Origin of the sequence: Demequina sp. NBRC 110053 (assembly GCF_002090095.1) — a bacterium.
Taxonomy (GTDB): domain Bacteria; phylum Actinomycetota; class Actinomycetes; order Actinomycetales; family Demequinaceae; genus Demequina.
This window is the reverse complement of record NZ_BBRJ01000002.1, coordinates 102,961-121,363: the sequence shown is the minus strand read 5'-3', so window position 1 is coordinate 121,363 and position 18,403 is coordinate 102,961. Positions and strand designations below refer to the sequence as shown.

Below are 18,403 nucleotides of genomic sequence, written 5' to 3'. Positions count from 1 at the left end.
GCTTGACATCCCTACTGAACCAGGTAGATCACGGCGAACAGGGCGATCCACACCACGTCGACGAAGTGCCAGTAGTAGGACACGACGATCGTGGTGGTGGCCTCGTGCGTGCCGAACTTCTTGGCCGCGAAGGAGCGCGCCAGGACGAACAGCATGGCGATCAGGCCGCCCAGGACGTGGAGGCCATGGAAGCCGGTGGTGAGGTAGAAGACCGAACCATAGGGGCTGGACGAGATCGTCAGGCCGTGCGACACCAGCTCCGCGTACTCGAAGACCTGGCCAGCGATGAAGATCGAGCCCATGATGTACGTCAGGACGAACCACTCGTGCATGCCCCAGCGGCGGACGTTCCAGATCGAGCCCTCGCGACGGCGCTGATAGCGCTCCGCGGCGAACACGCCTGCCTGCGCGGTGAACGAGGACAGCACCAGGATGGTGGTGTTCGCGAGTGCGAAGGGGATGTTCAGCAGCTGCGTCTGCTCGGCCCAGACGTCCGGCACCTGCGCGCGAAGCGTGAAGTACATCGCGAACAGGCCCGCGAAGAACATCAGCTCGGAGGAGAGCCAGACGATGGTTCCGACCGCGACCTGATTGGGTCGGGTCGCGTGAATGGGGGACGGCACAGTCGTCGTCGCGTGGGACATGGCACCCATTATTGCCTAAGACTTTCGTCCTAGAGGCCAGAACGCGCGGCCTGTCCAGGAGGTTCCTCGTCGAGCAGCCGATGCGGTCGAGAGTTCGTGACAGAATGGCCGTCATGACTGGCATCAGTGACGTGGCGAAGCGCGGCGAGAGCGCCGTCGGATCCGCCAAGGCCCGCATCCTCCTGTACAGCGATGACCGCAATGTTCGCGAGAAGGTGCGGTTCGCGGTGGGCTCCTCGACGCACGGTCGTGAGATCGAGTGGCTCGAGACGGCGACGCACGACGCTGTCATCGGCGCGGTGGACACCAGGCGGTTCGACCTGCTGATCCTCGACGGCGAGGCCGCCAAATCCGGCGGCATGGGGATCTGCCGGCAGATCAAGCACGAGATCTATGACTGCCCGCCCATCATGCTGCTGGTCGGCAGGCCAGGTGACGCGTGGCTCGCGACGTGGTCGGAGGCGGACGCCGCCGTCGCGCACCCGCTCGATCCGTTCGCCGTGCGTGACACGGTCGACTCCTTCTTCGCGCCTGCTGAGCACACCGCCTGATCTCGTCCGACCACCCGCCCGAGGAGGCACCGTGGCCACTCTGCAGCATCTGCTGTCACGCCTGGTCGAGCACGAGGACCTGACTGCGGAGGAGACCGCCGCGGTCATGGACGACGTCCTCACCGACGCGGCCTCTCCCGTTCAGGTCGCTGGCTTCCTCGCCGCGCTGCGAGTGAAGCGCGAGACGCCTGCGGAGGTGGCAGGCCTCGCGGCCGCCATGCTCGCGCACGCGGTGCGCTTCGAGGTGCCCGGCCGGTCCGTCGACATCGTCGGCACAGGGGGCGACGGGGCGCAGACCGTGAACATCTCGACGATGGCGTCGATCGTGATCGCTGGCGCCGGGCTGACGGTGGTCAAGCACGGCAACAGGGCGGCGACGTCGAAGTCGGGCAGCGCCGATGTGCTGGCCGCCTTGGGCGTCAACCTCGAGCTGCCGCCGGCGCACGTGGCCGAGCTCGCGACCGAGGTGGGCATCACGTTCTGCTTCGCCCAGGTGTTCCACCCGTCGATGCGCTTCGCGATGCCCATCCGCAAGGAGCTGGGCATCCCCACCACGTTCAACATCCTGGGGCCTCTCACGAACCCAGCGCAGCCAGCCTCGACCGCCATCGGGTCGTCGAGCATGCGGGTCTCCCCAGTCCTCGCAGGCGTCATCGCCTCGCAGGGGCGCGAGGCGCTGGTCTTCCACGGAGACGATGGGCTCGACGAGCTCGCGCCTACGGCGCCTGCGACGCTGTGGGAGGTCCGCGGGGGAGAGGTGCTCGAGATGCGCCTCGATCCCGTCGCCGACCTCGGGATGCCGGCGATCCGTCTCGAGGATCTGCGGGGAGGCGAGGCGCAGGAGAACGCCGCGGTCGCGCGAGAGGTCCTCGCGGGGGCGCACGGCCCTGTCAGGGACACGGTCGTGCTCAACGCCGCGGCCGGCCTCGTCGCGGACGCGACGCTCGACGGCACGCGTTCGGGGACCATCGCGGAGCGGTTCGCCGCCGGTATCTCGATCGCCGAATCCGCCATCGACTCCGGCTCCGCCGCTGGCGTGCTGGAGCGCTGGGCGGCTGCGTCGCGGTCGTAGCACCGTCGCGGCGATCCGGCGTCAGCGGCGCGTGCTGCCGTCCGCCGGGTCCGCGCGCTTGGCCTCGACCCAGCGCAGGTGTCGACCTGCGCCGTCGACGGGCGACGCCCACTCGCCGTCGACGTGGAGCAACCGAGTTCCAGGGCGCTCGAGCCACCTGAGGATCAGCTCCTGCTCCTCGATCAGCACCGGCGCGCCGAGGTCCAGCCCGTCCCACGTGGAGCGCAGCGCATCGGCGGCCGCCCACACGCCGTGCTCCACTCGTGAGGCCCCCGTGAGCGCGCCCCCGGCCGTCGCCATCAGCTCCCAACGGTCGTCGATGCGGCGAACCGCGACGATCCTGCACGCGGCGAGAGACCGCAGTCGCTCCTGTCGGGCCGCCGCGTCGACCACCGCGCTGAGCGAGTCGCGCACCTCCTTCGCTCGCTCGTAGTCGAGGCGCTCCGCGTGGTTCGCGACGGCGCCCGCGAGCGCCTCGACCACCGACGACACCTCGCCCGCCAGCGCCGCTCTCGCGCTCTCGGCAGCGGTCTCGTACCCAGCGCTCGCGCCCCGAACGCACGGCGCCGCGCATGCGCCCGTGTCCTTCAGGATGCACGCGCGCGCGCCCGCGCGAGGCTCGATCGTGAGGCGGGTCGTGCACGTCCGTACGCCGAGCGCGTCCTCGAGCGCCGTGATCGCCTCGCGCGCTGCTGAGCCTGAGCGCATGGGTCCCAGCCAGCCGTCTCGCCCGGCGGCGGCCTTCGAGACTGCGAGACGGGGGTAGCGCTCGTCGGTCAGGCGCACCCACCGAGCGCGCTCGGGTCGCATCGAGCGGCGGTTGTAGCGTGGTCGCAGGGCGTCGATCATGCGGATCTCGAGCACGTTCGCCTCGAGCTCGCTCGCGCACACCGTCGCGTCCACGTCGACAGCGAGCTCGAGCATCTCGCGGATCCCGCGGCGCGTCTCGCCGCGGGTGAAGTACGACTTCACTCGCGATCGCAGGTTACGCGAGGTGCCGACGTAGAGGCTCTCGCCGCGCGGGCCGCGAAAGACGTACACGCCGGGCTTGGCGGGCAGGCGGTCGGCCATGGTGGCCTTGCGACGGAGGGTGGCCGGCACCGGGTTGCGCAGGGCGTCGAGATCCTCGCGGTGGGTGATGCCGAACGCGGCCAGGCGCTCCAGCATGCCGTGCAGCACCTCTGACGTCGCTCGAGCGTCCTCGAGAGCCCGGTGGTTGGGAGTCACGGCCGTGCCGAACACCCTGGCAAGCGTCGACAGCTTCTTGTTGGGCGCCTCCTCCTTGGTCGTGGCACGCCGCGCCAGGGTGACCGTGTCGACGACCTCCGGCCGTGGCCAGTCGTATCCCTCCGCAGCGCACGCCGCCTTGAGGAAGCCGACGTCGAACCTGGCGTTGTGCGCGACCAGCACGCCGTCGCCCAGGAACTCGAGGAACGACGGCAGCACCTCGCCGATGCGGGGAGCGGTCGTGACCATCGCCTGCGTGATGCCCGTGAGCGCCACGATCATGGGCGGGATCGCCTGCCCGGGATCGACGAGCGTCTGGTACTCGCCCACGACCTCTCCGCCGCGGGTCTTGACGGCGCCGATCTCGGTGATCGCGCAGTCGCGGGGCGATCCGCCGGTGGTCTCGAGGTCCACCACGACGAAGGTGGTCTGCGAGAGCGGCTCGCCGAAGTCGGCGAGGGTCGCCTGTGCGGTCACGGTCATGAGCACGACAGTACGCCGCGGGTGTGACACCGCTGACCGCGGAGCGACGCAGCTGAGGCGATGTCAGTCGGTGTCCCTAGCGTGATCCCCATGATCATCGACTGCGATACGTGCGAGGTCCGCGGCAAGGCGTGCGGCGACTGCGTGGTGTCCTTCCTGACGATCCCGGTGCGCCAGCCGGAGCCCGTCGAGATGGACGACGACCAGGCAGCAGCCGTCGACGCCCTGGTGCGCGGCGGTCTGGTTCCGCCGCTGCGCCTGGTGCGCGGCGACCGCGCCAGCTGACAGCCGCGAGTGCGGCCCGGCCGGTGCGGCCGAGCCGTGGCGTTCCCTCGCGCCCACATCGGACGCCCGGGCCGTCGGCGCGCTCAGCTCGCCGCGCGCCCGGTGTCGCCGCGCCGCGCGCCCGGTGTCAGCTGTGCGAGTGCTTCGCCGCGTAGATCTCGTCGATGACCTCGGCGTACTGCTCGAGGACTCGCCCCCGCTTGACCTTCAACGACGGCGTGAGCATGCCGTTGTCGACCGTGAGGTCGTCCTCGAGGATGCGGAAGGTGCGGACGGACTCCGCCTTCGACACCGCAGTGTTCGCTCGATCGATGGCCTTCTGAAGACTCGCGAGTATGCGCTCGTCCTGCGCAGCCTGAGCGACGGTCATGGGCTCCATGCCCTTGGCCTTGAGCCACCCGGGTAGCGCCTCGGCGTCGAGGGTGACGAGCGCGGCGATGAAGGGCTGCGCATCGCCGACGACCACGCACTGGCTCACGAGCACGTAGGAGCGGATCCCATCCTCGAGCTCCGCCGGCGCGACGTTCTTGCCGCCCGCGGTGACGATGAGCTCCTTCTTGCGGCCCGTGATGGTCAGGTAGCCGTCCTCGTCCTCGGCGCCGATGTCTCCCGTGTGGAACCAGCCGTCGGCGATGGACTCGGCCGTGGCATCGGGGTTGCGGTGGTATCCCTCGAACAGCTGCTCGCCGCGCATGAGGATCTCCCCGTCCTCGGCGATGGACACCTCGATGCCCGGCAGCGGGGGCCCCACGGTGCCGATCTTGGCGAGCTCGGGGACGTTCACGTGGGAGGCGGCATTGGTCTCGGTCAGCCCGTAGCCCTCGAGCACCGTGAGGCCCAGTCCGCGGTAGAAGTGCCCGAGGCGATCTCCCAGCGGTGCCGAGCCGGAGATCGCCCAATGCGCCTTGCCGCCTAGCACCTCGCGGATCTTGGAGAGCACGAGGCGGTCGGCGACGGCGTGGCGGACCTTGAGAGCGATCGACGGCCCCCCGGCGTCGAGCGCCTTGGAGTAGTCGATGGCCTGCTTCGCCGCCCAGCGGAAGATCCTCACCTTGCCGCCCGCGGCGGCCTTCTGCTCCGCCGAGTTGTAGACCTTCTCGAAGACTCGGGGCACGGCCAGGACGAGCGTCGGGTGGAAGGACTGCATGGCTGGCACGAGCTTCGAGGGGTCGGGGCAGAAGCCGATCACCATGCCCGAGGCGACCAGCGCGATCTCCACGAGTCGTGCGAGGGAGTGCGCGAGCGTCAAGAACAGCACCGTGGACGCGCCCTCCTCGAACAGGACGGCGCCCATGGTGTCCTGGATGCCCGCGATGTGGCGCACATAGGAGAAGTGCGTCAGGCGCACGCCCTTGGGACGGCCCGTCGTGCCCGAGGTGTACATGATGGTCGCGAGCGAGTCGTGCCCCAGCGACGCGATCCTCGCGGCGAGCGCATCGTCGGTGACCTCGCGCCCCTGGGCGATCAGATCGTCGAGCGCGCCGTCGTCGATGGTGAGCACCGTCTCGATGGGGCTCTCCTCGTCAGCGGCCGCCGCGCGAGTCCTGGCGGCGTGAGCCGTGGTCTCCGCGACCACGAGCTTGACCTCGGCATCCGAGGTGATCCAGTCGATCTGCGACTCGGATGAGGTGTCGTAGATGGGCACGGGAATCGCGCCCGCCGACATGATGGCGAAGTCGAGGACCGTCCACTCGTAGCGCGTGCGGGACAGGATGGCGACCCGGTCGCCGGCGGCGACGCCGAGCGCGATCAGCCCCTTGGCAACGTCATTGACATGCTGCTGCGCCTGCGCCCCCGTCACGTCGACCCACTCGTCGTCGGCATCCGGGTACCGCATCACGACTCTGTCCGCATGAGTGGACCAGGCCTCGCTGACGAGCGCGATGATGCTGGGCGGATAGTCGATGCCGGGCGTTCCCATGGTGTCTCCGTTGGCAGTCAGGACGGTGACGCTCACGATACTCTCTTGGGTGAGCCACCAACGACCCTGGGAGAACCGTTTCATGCATGCAATCGGCGTCGACATCGGCGGCACCAAGATCGCCGTCGGCGTGGTCGATGCGGACGGCGCCATCGTCGAGAAGGTCAGACGGAAGACGCAGCCCGAGCACGCGGCGAGCATCGACGAGGCGATCGCCGACGCCGTGGCCGAGCTCGCCCAGCGTCACGAGTTCCACCACATCGGCGTCGCGGCGGCCGGGTTCGTGTCCTCCGACCGTCGGCGCGTGCTGTTCGCCCCGAACATCGCATGGCGGGAGTACGACCTCGCTGCGAAGGTCGAGGCGCTCATCGACCGCGACGACGTCGAGGTCGTCGTCGAGAACGACGCCAACGCCGCGGGGTGGGGCGAGTTCCGCTTCGGAGCCGGCCGCGAGGTTCGCGACATGGTCATGCTCACCATCGGCACCGGGCTGGGCGCGGCCATCATCTCCGAGGGTCAGCTGGTGAGGGGGGCGTACGGCTTCGCCGCGGAGCTCGGGCACGTGCGCGTCAAGCCCGGCGGTCATCCGTGCGGCTGCGGGCACCGGGGCTGCTGGGAGCAGTACGCCTCTGGATCGGCTCTCGTACGCGAGGCGCGTCGCGCCGCGGCAGAGCGTCCGGTGCGGGCCGCGGGGCTCATCGCTCGTGCCGGTGGAGACCCTGCCGCGATCGTCGGGCCCCATGTGACCGATGCCGCCGAGGACGGCGATGAGCTCGGCATCGAGCTGCTCGCCGAGCTCGGCGAATGGATCGGTGCGGGCTCGGCGTCGCTTGCCGCGGTGCTCGACCCCGAGTCGTTCGTCGTGGGCGGCGGCGTGATCGGCGCCGGGGAGCTCCTCCTGGGCCCAGCGCGCGAGGCCTACCGGGAGAACCTTCCCGCGCTGGGGCATCGGCCGGTCGCGCCGATCGTCGCCGCCGCGATGGGGAACGATGCAGGGATCGTCGGCGCCGCCGCCCTCGCGCGCGAGGCGTCGCTGAGTCAGGCCTGAGGGAGGTGGGAAGAGCGGCATGAGCGCCTACTACACGTTGTTCAAGCACGTGCTGATCGGCCCCCCGCTCAAGGGCTACTACCGCCCGTGGGTGGAGGGCGAGGACAACGTGCCTGCCACCGGCGGTGCGATTCTCGCGTCGAACCACCTGGCGGTGTCCGACTCCTTCTTCCTCCCGCTGGTGATCAAGCGCAAGGTCGTGTTCCTGGGGAAGTCCGAGTACTTCACCGCCAAGGGCATCAAGGGCTACGCCACCCGCTCCTTCATGGAGGGCGTGGGCACGATCCCGGTTCACCGCGGCGGCGGCCGTGCGTCGGAGGCGGCGCTGCGCACAGGGCTGCAGGTCCTGCAGTCCGGTGAGCTCCTGGGCATCTACCCCGAGGGCACGCGCAGCCCTGACGGACGGCTGTACCGAGGGAAGACAGGGCTCGCACGGATGGCCATCGAGGCCGGGGTGCCCATCATCCCGGTCGCGATGATCGGCACGGATGTCGCGCAGCCCATCGGCAAGACCGTGCCCAAGCGCACCGACATCGGGGTGCGCATCGGCCCTGCGGTCAGGCTGGACGCATACGCGGGTCGCCAGGACGATCGCGACGCGCTGCGTGAGGTGACAGATTCCGTCATGTCCGCGATCCAGGAGCTGTCGGGCCAGGAGTACGTCGATCGCGACTCGGCTCAGTACAAGCGGGAGCTGGAGCGCGGCGGTCCGAGCCGCCCGAGCCCCGCAGAATGACCTCTGACGCCGCCCTATGATGGGCGGGTCATACCTCCACCACGAAAGGTTCACCATGTCGGTCCGCCGTGTCGCCCTGCTCACCGCAGGCGGTTTCGCCCCGTGCCTGTCCTCCGCCGTGGGCGGTCTCATCGGCCGCTACACCGAGATCGCGCCTGAGGTGGAGATCATCGCGTACCAGCACGGCTACTGGGGACTGCTGCAGGGCAAGTATGTGACGGTGACGGACGAGGTGCGTGAGAAGGCCGGCCTTCTGCACGAGTTCGGTGGATCGCCCATCGGCAACTCCCGCGTCAAGCTGACGAACACCGCCGACTGCGTCAAGCGCGGTCTCGTTCAGGAGGGCCAGAACCCACTCGAGGTCGCCGCGAACCAGCTGAAGGCTGACGGTGTCGACGTCCTCCACACCATCGGCGGCGACGACACGAACACCACCGCCGCGGACCTCGCCGCGTTCCTCAAGGACAACGACTACGACCTCACGGTCGTGGGCCTGCCCAAGACCATCGACAACGACGTGGTGCCGATCAAGCAGAGCCTGGGCGCGTGGAGCGCCGCCGAGCAGGCGAGCGTGTTCGCGCAGAACGTCATCGGCGAGCACCGGTCCGGCCCCCGCATGCTGATCGTCCACGAGGTGATGGGACGCGCCTGCGGTTGGCTCACCGCCGCATCGGCCCTCAAGTACCGCCAGTGGCTCGACACCCAGGAGTGGCTGCCCGAGATCGGCCTGTCGAAGGAGCGCTGGGACATCCACGGCCTCTACGTGCCCGAGCAGTCGATCGACCTCGACGCCGAGGCCACGCGCCTCAAGGCGGTGATGGACGAGGTGGGCAACGTCAACATCTTCCTGTCGGAGGGCGCCGGAGTGCCGGAGATCGTCCAGGAGATCGAGGCCTCGGGCGGCGAGGTCGCTCGCGACCCGTTCGGACATGTGCGGCTCGACGACATCAACCCCGGTCAGTGGTTCGCGAAGCAGTTCGCGGAGCGCATCGGCGCCGAGAAGGTGATGGTCCAGAAGTCGGGCTACTTCTCGCGCTCCGCCAAGGCGAACGCCCAGGACCTGCGCCTCATCAAGTCGATGACCGACTACGCCGTCGAGTGCGCCTTCAAGGGCGAGGCCGGCGTGATCGGGCACGACGAGGAGGACGGCGGTCGCCTCAAGTCGATCGAGTTCCCGCGCATCGCGGGCCACAAGCCGTTCGACGTCACCACGCCGTGGTACACCCGCACCCTTAGCGAGATCGGCCAGGGGTGAGCGATGACTGAGACGACGCTCCAGTCCGCTGGAGTCGATTCCTACCGTGCCCGCACGGCGCTCCAGCAGCCCGCATGGCCGGATGCGGAGGCGCTCGCGTCGGTCACGGACCGTCTCGCCAAGGTGCCGCCGCTGGTGTTCGCCGGCGAGGCGGACGTGCTCCGCGAGCACCTTGCGGCCGCTGGACGTGGGGAGGCCTTCGTGCTCCAGGGCGGAGACTGCGCGGAGACCTTCGAAGAGGCGACCGCCGACCGCATCCGCAACAAGATCAAGACCATCCTGCAGATGTCCGTTATCCTCACGTACGGCGCGTCCACGCCGGTGGTGAAGATCGGCCGCATGGCGGGGCAGTACGCGAAGCCGCGGTCGTCCGACACCGAGACTCGTGATGGCGTGACGCTTCCCGCGTACCGCGGCGACATCATCAACGGCTCGGCGTTCACGCCTGAGGCGCGCATCCCGGATCCCGAGCGCATGCTCGAGGCGTACCACGTGTCCGCCTCGACGCTGAACCTGATCCGCGCGTTCACGCACGGTGGCTTCGCCGATCTGCGCAGCGTGCACTCGTGGAACAAGGGCTTCGCCGCGAACCCGGCGTACGCGAAGTACGAGCAGATGGCCGCCCAGATCGATCGCGCCGTCCGCTTCATGGCGGCGGCCGGCGGCGACTTCGACGCCCTCAAGACCGTCGACCTGTTCTCGAGCCACGAGGCGCTGCTGCTCGACTACGAGCGGGCGCTCACGCGCATCGACTCGCGGTCGGGGCTGGCCTACGACACGAGCGCGCACTTCGTATGGATCGGCGAGCGCACACGTCAGCTCGACGGTGCACATGTCGAGTACATGTCGAGGATCCACAACCCCATCGGCGTGAAGCTCGGCCCCACGGCCCAGCCGTCGGAGGCGCTCGCCCTCGCGGCGCGCCTCAATCCCGACAACATCCCCGGCCGCCTCACCTTCGTGGTGCGCCAGGGCGCCGACAAGGTCCGCGACAACCTTCCGCCGCTGGTGGAGGCCGTGCGGGACGAAGGGGTGGTCGTGACGTGGCTGTCGGACCCGATGCACGGGAACACCTTCACGTCGGAGTCGGGGTACAAGACCCGACGCTTCGAGACCATCCTCGATGAGGTCGCAGGCTTCTTCGAGGTCCACGCGGCGGCGGGAACCGTTCCCGGCGGCCTTCTCGTCGAGCTCACGGGCGACGACGTCACGGAGTGCCTGGGCGGCACCGAGGAGATCGACGACGAAGGCCTCGCGCGGCGCTACGAGACCAAGGTCGACCCGCGCCTGAACCACCAGCAGTCGCTCGAGATGGCCTTCAAGGTGTCCGAGCTCCTCAGCCAGGGCTGAGCCACACGACGCCGGGGAGGGCCGATGCGCGGGAGACCCGCGCATCGGCCCTCCCCACGGTCTATCGAGAACCGGGTCAGTACTCGAGGTAGACGTTGCTGCCCGGCTCGACCTCAGTGTTGGGTGCGGGCTCCATGTTGAAGACCACTGTCGAGAAGTTCCAGGGGTTGTCGTCCCCGGAGACCGTCAAGCCGAGCGCCTCGAGCTCGGCGCGGGCGTTCTCGAAGCTACGGCCACGGACGTCCGGCACGTCCACGAGCGGCAGTCCCTCGGACACGGTGATGGTCATGTCCTGCGTGCGCAGCCCCTCGGAGCCGCCCTCGGGAGTCTGGGCATAGACCTCGCCCTCGTCGACCTCGTCCGTGCGGCCGTACTCGACCTCTGGCGTGATCGCGAACTCGGTGAGGGCGGCCATGGCGGCCTCCTCGGTCATGCCGATGAGATCGGGGATCTCGATGGGCTCAGGGCCGTTGGAGACCTCGAGCGTGACCTCGGTGTCGTGGCGCACGAGCTCTCCCTCCGCAGGGGAGACCGACATCACCTCGCCCTGGGGCACGGTGTCCGAGTACTCGAGGATCGCGTCCCCGACGGGGAAGCCCGTCTCACCCACGCTCCCCAGCGCCTCGCGGGCATCCTCCTCGGAGAGCCCGACGACGTCGGGGATGGTCTCCTCGCGGGCTCCCTCGGAGACGATGAGCTCGATGACGGCGCCATCTGGCGCCCGCGACTGAGCAGCGGGCTCAGTGCCGATCACGAGGCCCTCGGCGATGTCGTCGTGGTTCTCGTAGCTCCGTTCGACCTCGAAGCCGAGTGCCGTGAGCGTCTCCGCAGCGGCCGCCTCTGGCTCGGTCTGCACGTCGGGCACGGTGGTGAAGGCGCCTGGGCCCACCGAGTGGTACCACCAGAAGCCCAGGCCTCCCAGGACGAGCAGCGTCGCGAGGGTCGCGCCCAACCACCAGCCGGCGCGATGGTTCGGCGTCTCGGGCTCGATCGCCTCCGGATCGTCGTCCAGGATCTCTGCGTCGAGAACGTCCACGGCACGCGCGTCTCCACCCAGGCCGATGGGGAGCGCGACGGTCGATCCTGACGGCGCCTCTGACAGCACTGTCGTGGCGCCGGCGTCCTCTGCGACGGGCACCGCACCGCTGGGAGGATCCGCCCTGCGGTCCAGCGTCGGGTCGTCGATGAGCGCGCGGGTCTGACGGATCGCCGCGAGAGCGACGCTCGCGTCGGCTGGCCGAAGTGCCGGGTCGCGAGCGGTGAGCGAGGCCACCAGGTCGTCGAGCTCTGCCGGCAGCCACGGCACCATCGCCGAGGGAGGCGGGACGTCCTCGTGTACGTGGCGAGACGCCACGCCCAGTGCGGTCTCGGCCGTGAAGGGCTGACGCCCGGTCACCATCTCGTACAGCAGGATGCCGCAGGAGTACACGTCTGCGCGGGCGTCTGCGTCACCATCGGCGACGAGCTCGGGTGCGAGGTACGCGACCGTGCCCAGCAGCATCCCGGTCGAGGTGCTCGTGACCTCGGTGACGGCACGCGCCAGGCCGAAGTCGGCGAGCTTGGGCTGCTCCGTGTCGTCCAGGAGCACGTTCTCAGGCTTGACGTCGCGGTGGACCAGGCCCTTGCGGTGAGCGGCCGCGAGAGCATCGAGCACCGACTCAGCGATCGTGAGCGCCTCGCCCACCGCCATGGTGTGCTCCTGCGCGAGCCGCTGGCGCAGGTTCTCGCCCTCGACGTACTCCATGGTCAGATAGGACACCGACCCGTCGACACCCTGGTCGTACACCCGCACCATGCCGGGGTGGGTGAGCCGCGCGGCGGCCTTCGCCTCGCGCTGGAAGCGGGCGACGAAGTCGGCCGTCGAGGCGTCGGCTGCCAGGTGTGGATGCATCACCTTGAGCGCGATGTCGCGCTCGAGTCGCTGATCGTGCGCGACGTAGACGGTCGCCATGCCGCCCGCCGCGATGCGCTCGCGCACCTCGTAGCGGCCGTCGATGAGACGGCCGATCAGCGGGTCGGTCATCGTGTCGGACACAGTGAGCATTCTATGCGCCCCGCGATGCGAATCAGGCGACGCGCGCCGGGCCAGTCACGGTCAGTCGAAGCGGCTCATCAGCGCCAGGACCGACGCGACGTACTGGCGGGTGTCAGCGTGCATCCCGTACTTCCTGACGCCGGCTTCACCCTGGTAATAGCCCGCGATCGCGGTCTCCAGGGCGCGGCCATCGCGCTGCAGGTGCCGGAGCAGCGCGACTCCTGCGGTCACATTGTCCCGGGGGTCGAGCAGGTTGAGGTCGCGTCCCACGAGGTCCGAGACCCACGCGCCCGTGGAGGGGATCACCTGCATCGCGCCGACGGCGTTGGCGGGGGAGACTGCTCGCATGTTGAAGCCGGACTCCTGGTACGCGACCGCCTGCGCGAGCGCGGGGTCGACGCCATAGTCCTTGGCGGTCGCGACGATCATGGCCTGCATCTGATCGCGAGAGGGGACGTCCGTTGCGTTGAGGGTCGCCTTGTTCTGGTTGGCTGCACCCACGACGCCGGCGGCGTAGGTGCGACCCGCGAACGTGTCCCCGACGAGCCCGCTCGGGACGCCGCCCGGGACGGTGAGCGTCTGGCCCACGCGGATGAGCGATGGGTTCTTGATCCCGTTCGCGGACACGATGGCGGTGGTCGATACGCCGAATCGGTTCGCGATGGCGGCGAGAGTGTCGCCCGCCGTCACCGTGTACGACTGCGTGGCGCCGCCGAAGTCGCCGAGGTTGGCGTCGGTGGCGAGCTTCGCGCCTGAGGTCGCCTTGGCGGAGCCTGCGGCGCTGGCGCCAGGGATGCGTAGCCGTTGACCCACACGAATGACTGCGCTCCGGCCGAGGTCGTTCGCCGAGGTGATCGAGGACACGGAGACGCCGTGACGGCGGGCAAGATCCCACACCGTGTCGCCCGCGGCGACGATGTAGGTGCCCGAGGCCGACGTGTCGACGGACTGCGCCGCCGTCGAGCCTGACGACCTCCCGGCGCCGGGGATCGACAGCGTGTCGCCGATGTGGATCAGCGATGCGTTGGAGATCCGGTTGGCGGAGACGATGGCGGAGACGGTCGTGCCGTACGTGACGGCGAGCCCCGAGATCGTGTCGCCTGGCACCACCGTGTGCGAGCCGGAGCGCGCGGACGTCGGCGCCGCTGCGGACGCGCCTGTCGGGATGACGAGGGATTGCCCGATCAGGATGACCGCTCGGGAGTTGAGGTTGTTGGCCCGCGAGATCGCGGCAACCGAGGAGTCGTAGCGGTGTGCCAGAGCACTGACCGTGTCACCTGGCTGGACGCGGTGCCGCTCGTCGGCCGCTGCGGGAAGCGTGGCGAGCGTGGTCGCCGACAGGGCGGCGGCGGTGGCGAGCGCGGCGGTGCGCAGCGCACGCGCTGCAGCGGTTCGACGTCCCATGCTGATCTCCTCGCTGAGACAGAAGTGTCTCATGTGACAGGTGTGACACATGTGACTGTAACCCCGCCCGCGAGGGCCGCGCAAGGGCGCCCGTCACCCTGCCGCGCGTCGGCGGCGGGCCCTCGGCGGGTCGCCGCTTTGTAGGCTGGTGACGTGAGCGAGTGGAACGAGTGGCTGAATGTGCCCGACTTCGCCGATGCGCTGGGCGTCACCGCGTCCGACGTGCGGGAGATGATCCGACTGCGCCAGGTCATCGCCGTGCGGCGTGGGCCGAGCGATGCCTGGCACCTGCCAGCGGGATTCATCGAGCAGCGGGAGGGAGGCGCCAGAGTGCTCGCGACGCTGCCCGGCACCATCACCATGCTCTCGGACGCGGGGCTGACGGACGCGGAGAGCGCCGAGTGGCTTCTCAGCCACAACGACGAGTTGGGCGTCGAGCCCTTGGTCGCGTTGCGGGAGGGGCGGCGCGCGCCGGTCAGGCGCGCGGCGCAGACGTTGTTCTGAGCGCGGAGATCAGCTCGTCCGGGAGACCGCGCGCGCGACGAGGTCGAGAACCCGGGAGAGACCGTCCCCGCTCATCCCGGCTGCAGCCAGCGTCTCGCGGGCGCGGTCCGCATGCTGCGCGATCTGCGCCTCGCACCAGCTCTCGGCATCGGTGGCCCGCACCGCGCGGATGACCTCAGCGACCTGCGCCTCGGTCGCGTCGCGATTGCCGAGCACGGAACCGATCGCCTCGCGTCCGCCGCGATCGGCCTGCGTCCACGCCCGCCACAGGACTGCCGTGCGCTTGCCCTCGCGCACGTCGTCTCCAGCCGGCTTGCCGGTGACGTCAGGAGAGCCCATGAGCCCGAGGAGGTCGTCGCGGAGCTGGAAGGCGATGCCGAGGTCCCTCCCGGCGCGTCGGCTCTCCTCGACGGAGGCACCGGGGGCGCCCGCGATGGCCGCGCCCAGCGCCAGCGGGAACTCTCCGGTGTAGGAGGCGGTCTTCGAACGCATGACGGCCGCGATCTCCTCGGCCTGCCCCGCGAACGCGTCCAATGGCTGGGCGGCCGCCCGCATGTCCGCATACTGGCCGGCGGTGACAAGGTCGGCCATGTCGCAGAAGAGGCCCTGCACCGCTGCTGCGCGCGTGCTGTCGAGGCGTGCGACGGCCGAGCCGAGCGCGCGTTGGCACGCCATCAGAGCGAGGTCGCCTGCCAGGATCGCACCAGCCTCGCCGAAGGCGGCGGCGTCACCGTGCCACGCCCCGCGCGCGTGCACGTGCGCGATCACGCGGTGTGCCGCGGGCCGCCCTCGACGCGACTCGGACCTGTCGAGCACGTCGTCGTGGACCAGAGCCGCCGTCTGGAAGAGCTCGAGCGACGTCGCGACGGCGAGAGCCGCCTCGTCGTCGCTGCCTCCGTACGCCAGGTGGGAGGCCAGAAGCAGGAGGGCGCGCACGCGCTTGCCACCTGCCGCGGTGGCCAGCAGCGGATCGGTGATCTCGCGCACCCCCGGCCCGGCAGGTGCGGTCGCCGCGACACTGAGCGCGAGGGTGGCCTCGATGCTGGCGTCGATGCTCCTGCGCCAGGCGGTGAAGTCGTGGGTCACGTCGTCCACCCTATGTGCGCGCGAGTCGGCGACTGGTCCGGCCGCACGTGCTCGTGCTGGGATGAGCCGCCCGGGCAGAGCATGCAGAGCGCGCGGCGCTGCAGCGGCGTGTCGATGCCGTGCGCGCCACCTCGCATCGTCAGAGGATCCCCCCGGGGAGCGCCGTCCCCAGGCGCGAACGTGGGCGGCGCCCTCAACAGAACCGCGGCGTGGCCGAGCGGCAGGGTCATGGTCGCCACCAGCGTGGAGACCATGCAGACTCGACTGATCCACGGCCCCGGCGAGCTCATCGCCGCGATTCCTCGCATGCTCGGGTACGTCCCCCACGAGGAGGTGATCCTCGCGGGGGTGGCGAAGACGGGCGCCATCGAGGTGCTCGCGCGCATCGACAGGACTGACCTGGTGCTGCGCGACCTCGACGGCGAGGTGGCGCGGGCCGTGGCGACCGAGGCGAGCAGGAGTCGCGTCGCTCGCGCGATCCTGGTGAGCTTCACGTCGAAGCCCTCCGGCGGCGCGGGGTGCGAGGCGGCTACGCAGCTCGCGCAGGCGCTGACCGCCTGCAGCATCGACGTGGATCTGTGGGTGTGCGATGGCGAGAGGTACTGGTCCCCTGGGTGCGGGGACGAGGCGTGCTGTCCGGCTCGGGGGCGTGCGCTGCCGCCGACGTCCGCGCATTCCCGCAGGGCCAACGGCGCGCCAGGGGAGCGCCTCGAGCTCTCCGGCAGCCCCGCTGGCCTCGAGGAGGCCGCTGCCGAGCGCCGTCGCGCGAGCGGCGCCGGCGATCGCTGGTGGCGCCGTCGGGAGGCGGACACGCCGGGCTGGCGCGCCGCCGCCCTGGTCAAGGTGCGTGAGTCGGCCCGCCCCGACGCGACGGTGCTGGATCTCGGCCGAGCAGCGGTGTCGCTGCGAGACGTGCGCGTTCGAGATGCCCTGATGGTCGCGTGGCTTCGAGGTGGCCAGCGCGAGATCGAGGACACTCTCGCTGGGCGCGCGAGCGAGGAGGTCGCGCGAGTGCTCGACGGCGCACTTCATGACGCGAGCCACCCGCCACCGCGGCGCGCTCAGGTGCAGGAGGCGCTGGAGTGGTGCGGCTCGGTGGCGCGGGTCTCGCGCAGGCGCGATCGTGCCGGCGTGCACGCGCTCGAGGCCGTCCTGCTGTGGTGGGCCGGGTCGCTCGATGGGGCGCTGTCCGCGACCTCGCGAGCGCTGTCGTGCGACCCCGACTACTCGCTCGCGCAGCTGGTCGCGCAGATGTGCGAGGCTGACCTGCGCCCGGCGTGGGCGCGATGGTGAGCCTCGCAGCTCGCGCTGTCACGCCGGAACACTCCGTGGGTGATCTTCGTTATACTTGAATGGATTTGCGCGAGGCGGAAGGAGCCTCCCATGCTCCCGACGTCAGCTGAGAGGTATCGCATGCCCCCCAGTCTCCCCGAGCGCCGTTGCGGCGCGACGCTGAACGCGCAACGATCCGCCATCCGTGACGGTGGGGTGCGCGCATGCATGCCCGACCGAGTCCCCCATCCCGCAGCCGTCTCCTCGACGGTCGATCTGTAAGGAGAAGGCCACGACTACCAAAGCCGCGTCCAGCTCTTCCCGCAAGAGTCCCGCCAAGAAGACCGCCGCGACGAAGGCGAGTGCCGCCACCGACGAGGTCGAGGTCGAGGAGACCGCCGCCGCGCCCAAGCGCCGCACCCCCGCGCGCAAGGGTCCCGCGAAGAAGAGCGCTGCCGCGAAGCTCGAGTCGGTCGATGCCGAGCAGGTCGAGGAGGACGAGGAGAAGGACGCCCCCGCGGCTGCCGAGGAGGACGAGGACGACGAGAAGTCGGGGTTCGTGCTCGCGGCGGCGGATGACGACGCCCCCGTGCAGCAGGTGATGACCGCCGGCGCCACCGCCGACCCGGTCAAGGACTACCTCAAGCAGATCGGCAAGGTCGCGCTCCTCAACGCCGAGCAGGAGGTCGACCTCGCCAAGCGCATCGAGGCCGGACTCTTCGCGGAGGAGAAGCTCTCGAGCGGGGAGAAGCTCAAGCCAGAGCTGCGCCGCGAGCTCGACTGGATCGCGAACGACGGGCGTCACGCGAAGAACCACCTCCTCGAGGCGAACCTACGCCTCGTGGTGTCGCTCGCCAAGCGCTACACGGGCCGCGGCATGCTGTTCCTCGACCTCATCCAGGAGGGCAACCTCGGCCTGATCCGCGCGGTCGAGAAGTTCGACTACACCAAGGGCTACAAGTTCTCGACCTACGCGACGTGGTGGATCCGTCAGGCCATCACCCGCGCCATGGCCGACCAGGCCCGCACCATCCGCATCCCGGTGCACATGGTCGAGGTCATCAACAAGCTCGCCCGCGTCCAGCGCCAGATGCTCCAGGACCTCGGTCGCGAGCCCACGCCAGAGGAGCTCGCAGCCGAGCTCGACATGACCCCTGAGAAGGTGGTCGAGGTCCAGAAGTACGGCCGTGAGCCCATCTCGCTGCACACGCCGTTGGGCGAGGACGGCGACAGCGAGTTCGGCGACCTGATCGAGGACTCCGAGGCTGTCGTGCCGGCGGACGCCGTGGGCTTCACCCTGTTGCAGGAGGAGCTCACCAAGGTCATGGACACGCTGTCCGAGCGCGAGGCCGGCGTTGTCGGCATGCGCTTCGGCCTCACCGACGGCCAGCCCAAGACTCTCGACGAGATCGGCCGCGTGTTCGGCGTGACTCGCGAGCGCATCAGGCAGATCGAGTCCAAGACCATGTCCAAGCTCCGCCACCCGTCGCGGTCGCAGGTGCTGCGGGACTATCTGGACTGACCCCGAGC

General features: G+C 69.9%; 16 protein-coding genes. 10 read left to right on the top strand and 6 right to left on the bottom strand.

Annotated elements, in window-relative coordinates; genetic code table 11:
• Positions 1-11: 11 nt before the first annotated feature.
• Positions 12-644 (bottom strand): heme-copper oxidase subunit III, encoded by a 633-nt coding sequence (locus B7K22_RS00595; RefSeq protein ID WP_084037875.1) that lies wholly within the window; start codon positions 642-644, stop codon positions 12-14.
• A 113-nt stretch (positions 645-757) separates the two neighbouring features.
• On the opposite strand from B7K22_RS00595, the gene B7K22_RS00590 reads away from it, so the two are divergent.
• Positions 758-1,195, top strand: coding sequence for a response regulator transcription factor (locus B7K22_RS00590; protein ID WP_084039602.1), 438 nt, complete (start codon positions 758-760; stop codon positions 1,193-1,195).
• A gap of 31 nt (positions 1,196-1,226) precedes the next feature.
• On the top strand, positions 1,227-2,267 hold the full coding sequence (trpD, locus tag B7K22_RS00585) for an anthranilate phosphoribosyltransferase (RefSeq protein WP_084037874.1): 1,041 nt from the start codon (positions 1,227-1,229) through the stop codon (positions 2,265-2,267).
• 21 nt (positions 2,268-2,288) lie between these two features.
• On the opposite strand, the gene B7K22_RS00580 is transcribed toward trpD, so the two are convergent.
• On the bottom strand, positions 2,289-3,977 hold the full coding sequence (locus B7K22_RS00580) for a DEDD exonuclease domain-containing protein (RefSeq protein WP_084037873.1): 1,689 nt from the start codon (positions 3,975-3,977) through the stop codon (positions 2,289-2,291).
• Between the two features lie 90 nt (positions 3,978-4,067).
• Here B7K22_RS00580 and B7K22_RS00575 point away from each other — a divergent pair, with 90 nt between their 5' ends.
• The gene (locus B7K22_RS00575; RefSeq protein WP_084037872.1) at positions 4,068-4,262 is read left to right on the top strand and encodes a hypothetical protein; all 195 of its coding nucleotides are present in this window, start codon (positions 4,068-4,070) and stop codon (positions 4,260-4,262) included.
• Positions 4,263-4,389: 127 nt separating this feature from the next.
• On the opposite strand, the gene B7K22_RS00570 is transcribed toward B7K22_RS00575, so the two are convergent.
• Positions 4,390-6,219 carry a long-chain fatty acid--CoA ligase gene (locus tag B7K22_RS00570; protein ID WP_234983243.1) on the bottom strand — a complete coding sequence of 610 codons (1,830 nt, stop codon included), beginning with the start codon at positions 6,217-6,219 and terminating at the stop codon, positions 4,390-4,392.
• A 46-nt stretch (positions 6,220-6,265) separates the two neighbouring features.
• Between B7K22_RS00570 and B7K22_RS00565 the strand changes: the two genes are divergently transcribed.
• Genes B7K22_RS00565 through B7K22_RS00550 form a run of 4 tightly spaced genes read left to right on the top strand, consistent with a single transcriptional unit; the run spans position 6,266 to position 10,572 of the window.
• The gene (locus tag B7K22_RS00565) at positions 6,266-7,231 is read left to right on the top strand and encodes an ROK family glucokinase (protein WP_084037871.1); all 966 of its coding nucleotides are present in this window, start codon (positions 6,266-6,268) and stop codon (positions 7,229-7,231) included.
• Positions 7,232-7,250: 19 nt separating this feature from the next.
• Positions 7,251-7,967, top strand: coding sequence for a 1-acyl-sn-glycerol-3-phosphate acyltransferase (locus B7K22_RS00560; RefSeq protein WP_084037870.1), 717 nt, complete (start codon positions 7,251-7,253; stop codon positions 7,965-7,967).
• A 55-nt stretch (positions 7,968-8,022) separates the two neighbouring features.
• The gene (locus B7K22_RS00555; RefSeq protein WP_084037869.1) at positions 8,023-9,222 is read left to right on the top strand and encodes a pyrophosphate--fructose-6-phosphate 1-phosphotransferase; all 1,200 of its coding nucleotides are present in this window, start codon (positions 8,023-8,025) and stop codon (positions 9,220-9,222) included.
• Positions 9,223-9,225: 3 nt separating this feature from the next.
• Positions 9,226-10,572: a class II 3-deoxy-7-phosphoheptulonate synthase gene (locus tag B7K22_RS00550; protein ID WP_084037868.1), complete on the top strand. Its 1,347-nt coding sequence runs from the start codon at positions 9,226-9,228 to the stop codon at positions 10,570-10,572.
• A 76-nt stretch (positions 10,573-10,648) separates the two neighbouring features.
• Here the strand turns inward: B7K22_RS00550 and pknB are convergent, their stop codons facing one another.
• Together pknB and B7K22_RS12390 are read right to left on the bottom strand one after the other, a co-directional pair.
• Positions 10,649-12,607, bottom strand: coding sequence for a Stk1 family PASTA domain-containing Ser/Thr kinase (gene pknB, locus B7K22_RS00545; protein WP_159448704.1), 1,959 nt, complete (start codon positions 12,605-12,607; stop codon positions 10,649-10,651).
• A gap of 60 nt (positions 12,608-12,667) precedes the next feature.
• On the bottom strand, positions 12,668-14,011 hold the full coding sequence (locus tag B7K22_RS12390; RefSeq protein ID WP_084037866.1) for a lytic transglycosylase domain-containing protein: 1,344 nt from the start codon (positions 14,009-14,011) through the stop codon (positions 12,668-12,670).
• Between the two features lie 153 nt (positions 14,012-14,164).
• Between B7K22_RS12390 and B7K22_RS00535 the strand changes: the two genes are divergently transcribed.
• Positions 14,165-14,515, top strand: a complete 351-nt coding sequence (locus tag B7K22_RS00535; protein WP_084037865.1) for an Rv2175c family DNA-binding protein — start codon at positions 14,165-14,167, stop codon at positions 14,513-14,515.
• A gap of 9 nt (positions 14,516-14,524) precedes the next feature.
• Here the strand turns inward: B7K22_RS00535 and B7K22_RS11770 are convergent, their stop codons facing one another.
• Positions 14,525-15,601: a polyprenyl synthetase family protein gene (locus B7K22_RS11770; RefSeq protein WP_159448703.1), complete on the bottom strand. Its 1,077-nt coding sequence runs from the start codon at positions 15,599-15,601 to the stop codon at positions 14,525-14,527.
• Positions 15,602-15,853: 252 nt separating this feature from the next.
• Between B7K22_RS11770 and B7K22_RS11765 the strand changes: the two genes are divergently transcribed.
• Both B7K22_RS11765 and B7K22_RS00525 read left to right on the top strand, forming a co-directional pair.
• Positions 15,854-16,894 (top strand): DUF4192 domain-containing protein, encoded by a 1,041-nt coding sequence (locus tag B7K22_RS11765; protein ID WP_159448702.1) that lies wholly within the window; start codon positions 15,854-15,856, stop codon positions 16,892-16,894.
• Between the two features lie 184 nt (positions 16,895-17,078).
• Positions 17,079-18,395 carry an RNA polymerase sigma factor gene (locus B7K22_RS00525; protein WP_084037863.1) on the top strand — a complete coding sequence of 439 codons (1,317 nt, stop codon included), beginning with the start codon at positions 17,079-17,081 and terminating at the stop codon, positions 18,393-18,395.
• The last annotated feature ends 8 nt before the right edge of the window (positions 18,396-18,403 follow it).

Excerpts from the sequence above, each read along its gene's own strand:
- B7K22_RS12390 (WP_084037866.1), bottom strand. The coding sequence starts at position 14,011 with ATGGGACGTCGAACCGCTGCAGCGCGTGCGCTGCGCACCGCCGCGCTC.
- B7K22_RS00575 (WP_084037872.1), top strand. The coding sequence starts at position 4,068 with ATGATCATCGACTGCGATACGTGCGAGGTCCGCGGCAAGGCGTGCGGC.
- B7K22_RS00560 (WP_084037870.1), top strand. The coding sequence starts at position 7,251 with ATGAGCGCCTACTACACGTTGTTCAAGCACGTGCTGATCGGCCCCCCG.
- B7K22_RS00595 (WP_084037875.1), bottom strand. The coding sequence starts at position 644 with ATGTCCCACGCGACGACGACTGTGCCGTCCCCCATTCACGCGACCCGA.
- B7K22_RS00555 (WP_084037869.1), top strand. The coding sequence starts at position 8,023 with ATGTCGGTCCGCCGTGTCGCCCTGCTCACCGCAGGCGGTTTCGCCCCG.
- B7K22_RS11765 (WP_159448702.1), top strand. The coding sequence starts at position 15,854 with ATGCAGACTCGACTGATCCACGGCCCCGGCGAGCTCATCGCCGCGATT.
- B7K22_RS00550 (WP_084037868.1), top strand. The coding sequence starts at position 9,226 with ATGACTGAGACGACGCTCCAGTCCGCTGGAGTCGATTCCTACCGTGCC.
- B7K22_RS00590 (WP_084039602.1), top strand. The coding sequence starts at position 758 with ATGACTGGCATCAGTGACGTGGCGAAGCGCGGCGAGAGCGCCGTCGGA.
- B7K22_RS00565 (WP_084037871.1), top strand. The coding sequence starts at position 6,266 with ATGCATGCAATCGGCGTCGACATCGGCGGCACCAAGATCGCCGTCGGC.
- B7K22_RS00580 (WP_084037873.1), bottom strand. The coding sequence starts at position 3,977 with ATGACCGTGACCGCACAGGCGACCCTCGCCGACTTCGGCGAGCCGCTC.